This is a genomic window from Acidovorax sp. KPB24-07 (assembly GCF_057543315.1).
The window spans coordinates 1-2,846 of sequence record NZ_BAAJYS010000410.1 but is presented as its reverse complement, the minus strand read 5'-3'; the positions used below and the strand labels follow the sequence as shown (position 1 = coordinate 2,846).

The window sequence follows — 2,846 nt, the reverse complement described above, 5'->3', positions numbered from 1 at the left end:
CGCGTGGCCGGCCGCCAGCAGCACGCCGACCACGCCGTGGGCCGGCGCCGTGGGCAGGGCTTCGTCGCAGGCGGTGTCCATGGCGCGGCCTACACCGCGAGGTACGCGCGGCGCACGTCCTCGTTGCGCGACAGCGCCTCGATCGGGCCCTCGTAGCGGATCTGGCCCTTTTCCAGCACATAGGCCCGGTCGGACACCATCTCGGCAAAGCGCACGTTCTGCTCGGACAGCAGGATGCTCGCGCCCCGGGCCTTGAGCTGCAGGATCGTCTGCGCCATCTGCTCGACGATCACGGGCGCCACGCCCTCGGAGGGCTCGTCCAGCAGCACCAGGTACGGGTTGCCCATGAGCGTGCGCGCCACGGTGAGCATCTGCTGCTCGCCGCCGCTCATCTGCCCGCCGGGCCGGTCCTGCATGGCGCCCAGATTGGGAAAGAGCTGGTACAGCGCGGCGGGCGTCCAGGACGGCGCCTCGCTGCCGTCGGGCCAGCGCCGGGGCGGCTGGCGGCCGACCGCGAGGTTCTCGGTGACGGTGAGGTCGGCGAACACGCGCCGGTCCTCGGGCACGAAGCCCAGGCCCATCCGCGCGATCTCGTAGGGCTGCAGCCCCGCGATCGGGCGGCCGAGAAAATCCACCCGCCCCTGCCGCCGCGCGAGCAGCCCCATGATGGCCTTGAACGTGGTGGACTTGCCCGCGCCGTTGCGGCCCATCAGCGCCACCACCTCGCCGCGGCGCACCTGCAGCGACACGTCGAACAGGATGTGCGCCGCGCCGTACCAGGCGTTCAGGCCGGAGACTTCCAGCAGCAGCGGCGGCATCGGCGCGGGGACCGTCATGCCGCGCCCTCCGGCATCGTTTCATGGGGCGCGCCGCGTCGGCCGAAGGTCGTGCCGGCGCCCAGGTACACCGCCTGCACCCCGGGGTGGTTGCGGATCGCGTGGGCATCGCCCTCGGCGATGAGCCGGCCCTGCGCCAGCACGATGATGCGGTCGGCATGGGCGAACACCACGTCCATGCTGTGCTCGGTGAACAGCACCGCCATGCGGCGCTCGGCCACGAGCCGCCGGGTGAGCGCCATGAGGTCGCTGCGCTCCTGCGGCGCCATGCCGGCGGTGGGCTCGTCCATCAGCAGCAACTGCGGATCGTTGGCCAGCGCCAGGGCCAGTTCCACGCGCTTGACGTCGCCGTAGGCCAGTTCGCTGCACGGGCGGCCGGCCTGCGCGTCCATGCCGACCTGGGCCAGGAGCGCCATCGCCTCGGCGCGGTAGTGCGAGGCGGCGGGCCGCCAGAACGCGAACACGCGCCGGTGGTGCGACAGCAGCGCCATCTGCACGTTCTCCACCACGGTGAGCGAGGCGAACGTGGCCGCGATCTGGAAGGTGCGGCCCACGCCCAGGCGCGCGATGGCGCGGGGGGGCAGGCCCAGCAGCTCGCGCCCCTGCAGCTGCACCGAACCGGCCGTGGCCTTCGTCTGCCCGCCCACCATGTCGAAGGTGGTGGACTTGCCCGCCCCGTTGGGTCCGATGAGCGCGAGCAATTCCCCCGGCGCCAGGTCGAAGCCGATGCCATCGACGGCCTGCACGCCGCCATAGGATTTGCGCAACCCGCGCACCTGGAGCAGCGTCATGGCGACGGCCCTTCGGGGATGGCGGGCGCCGCCGCCGTTCGTTCGGCCCGGCGCTGCGCGATCTGCTGCGCGAAGCCCGCGATGCCCTGCGGGAAGGCCAGCACCAGCAGCAGGATCACCCCGCCGAACAGCGCGCGCCAATACTCCGTGGCCCGCAGGATGGCGTCCTGCAGCACGCTGAACGCCGCCGCGCCAACGATGGGCCCCAGCAGGGTCTGCAGGCCGCCCAGCAGCACCATGACCAGCCCGTTCACCGACTGGCCCACGGCCACCGCCTCCGGCGAAATGCTGCCCTTGGAGAACGCGAACAGGCTGCCCGCCAGGCCGGCGAACCCGCCCGCGATCACGAAGGCCATCCACCGCACGCGCCGCACGTCGATGCCCACCGCCTCGGCCCGCAGCGCCGAGTCACGCCCCGCGCGCAGCGCGTAGCCGAACGGCGCGAACAGCACGCGCCGCAGCGCCAACACCGACAGCCCCACCAGCGCCAGCGTGAGGTAGTAGTAGGCCGCGCCGCCCAGCCACGGCGCGGGCCACACGCCGATCAGGCCGTTGGAGCCGCCGGTGACGGCATCCCACTGGAACACCACCGACCACACGATCTGCGAGAACGCGAGGGTCAGCATGGCCAGGTACACGCCCGACAGGCGCACGCAGAACCAGCCGAAGACCAACGCCCCGGCCCCGGCCACCAGCGGCGCGAGCGCCATGGCCAGCGGCATGGGCATGCTGAAGGCCTTGAGCAGCACCGCGGCGCCGTAGGCGCCCAGCCCGTAGTAGGCCGCGTGGCCGAACGAATGCAGGCCGCCTGGGCCCATGATGAAGTGCAGGCTCACCGCGAAGAGCACCGCCACCAGCACGTCCTGCGCCAGCACCGTGGCATACGGCAGCCAGGCCGACAGCAGCGGCAGCGCGGCCAGGGCCGCCAGCACGGCCACCACCGCGGCCCGGAACAGCGGCGTGCCCGGGCGCAGCGGCGCCTCCGCCGGCGCAGAGTTGCGGCTCACGGCCTGGGGCCGCCCCATCAGCCCCCAGGGCCGGAACACCAGCACCAGGGCCATCACCAGGAACTCCACCACCAGCGTGAGCTTGGAAAACGACACCTCGACGCCGAACCACTGCACCGTGCCCAGCCCCACGCACAGCGCCTTGATCTCGGCGATCAGCAGCGCGGCCACGTAGGCGCCCGGGATCGACCCCATGCCGCCCACCACCACGA

3 protein-coding genes are annotated in these 2,846 nt (G+C 72.7%); all 3 read right to left on the bottom strand.

Features of this window, described 5'->3' with window-relative positions:
* Positions 1–89: 89 nt before the first annotated feature.
* Positions 90–836 carry an ABC transporter ATP-binding protein gene (locus AC27IQ_RS21760; RefSeq protein WP_487090756.1) on the bottom strand — a complete coding sequence of 249 codons (747 nt, stop codon included), beginning with the start codon at positions 834–836 and terminating at the stop codon, positions 90–92.
* Complete coding sequence (locus AC27IQ_RS21755; protein WP_487090755.1) at positions 833–1,627, bottom strand: ABC transporter ATP-binding protein; 795 nt, start codon at positions 1,625–1,627, stop codon at positions 833–835. The genes AC27IQ_RS21760 and AC27IQ_RS21755 overlap by 4 nt, the downstream gene beginning before the upstream one ends.
* Positions 1,624–2,846, bottom strand: a 1,223-nt coding sequence (locus AC27IQ_RS21750) for a branched-chain amino acid ABC transporter permease (protein ID WP_487090754.1), incomplete at its 5' end; no start/stop codon positions are given. The genes AC27IQ_RS21755 and AC27IQ_RS21750, both read right to left, overlap by 4 nt.

Coding starts and splice junctions, on each gene's coding strand:
- AC27IQ_RS21760 (WP_487090756.1), bottom strand. CDS start 836: ATGACGGTCCCCGCGCCGATGCCGCCGCTGCTGCTGGAAGTCTCCGGC.
- AC27IQ_RS21755 (WP_487090755.1), bottom strand. CDS start 1,627: ATGACGCTGCTCCAGGTGCGCGGGTTGCGCAAATCCTATGGCGGCGTG.